Origin of the sequence: Sphaerimonospora thailandensis, from assembly GCF_016863115.1 — a bacterium.
GTDB classification, from domain to species: domain Bacteria; phylum Actinomycetota; class Actinomycetes; order Streptosporangiales; family Streptosporangiaceae; genus Sphaerimonospora; species Sphaerimonospora cavernae.
This window is the reverse complement of the sequence record NZ_BOOG01000149.1, coordinates 1-809: the sequence shown is the minus strand read 5'-3', so window position 1 is coordinate 809 and position 809 is coordinate 1. Positions and strand designations below refer to the sequence as shown.

At 70.1% G+C, this 809-nt stretch carries 1 protein-coding gene; it reads right to left on the bottom strand.

Annotation, left to right across the window (positions count from 1 at the left end):
* The coding region (locus Mth01_RS29380; protein WP_204019216.1) for a DUF222 domain-containing protein at window positions 1-722 on the bottom strand (722 nt) is incomplete at its 3' end.
* Window positions 723-809: the final 87 nt, after the last annotated feature.

The following is an 809-nucleotide window of genomic DNA, read 5'->3' as shown; positions in this document are numbered from 1 at the left end:
GTGTCGTCTGTGGGCGCGTGATCGTCGGGGGTGGGATCGTCGGGCGCGTGATCGCCGGGAATAGGGTCGTCGGGCAGGGAGTCGGCGTTGACAACCACCAGCAACTCGGCGGTGATCTGCTGCTCCAGCAGCGCGATCAACGCGTCGGCGTTACGCACCCGAAGCGGCCGATCATCACCCTTGGCCCTGGGCTTGGCATAGGCGTCCAGCAGCGCCCGCAGCCGGGCGGCGGCCTCCCGCGGCAGGCGGAACTCCCCCTCCACCCCACCCGTGGTGGTCTCCCGCAACAGCAGAAACCGCGCGTCGTAGTCGGCGTTCGCGTCCTTGATCTCCCCATCGGGATCCAACACCGCCCGCAGATACCGCCCCGCCTTAACGATCTCCTCCGGCCCGGCCGAACCGGCCAACTCCAACAGAATCGCCTCGGCCTTGACCGCGTCCTCATCGCTCAACCCCGCGGTGGCCGCGCAGATCGCCGACACCACCCCCTCCGTCAAGCCCCCCGTGGCATAGCGCTGCCGGACCTCCGGCAACCGTGCCAGCTCGCCGCCCAGAGTCACGATCCGGTTCGCCGCCCGACGGCTCATCCCACACACCGACCGCAGCCAGGTCCTGGTGGAGGCATGCCCATGCTCCCGAGCGGCTCCGGCGGCGTGCACCCGCGCGACCCGCGCCGCGACCGCCGCCTCCAACCGATCCCGCGCGAACGCCAGTTCCTCCATCTGAGCCAGACACTGCTGCGGCGAATCCGGCACCGCGGTCAACGCCAACGCCAGCGCACTTTCCCGGACCTGACTCACCAAAGGCCA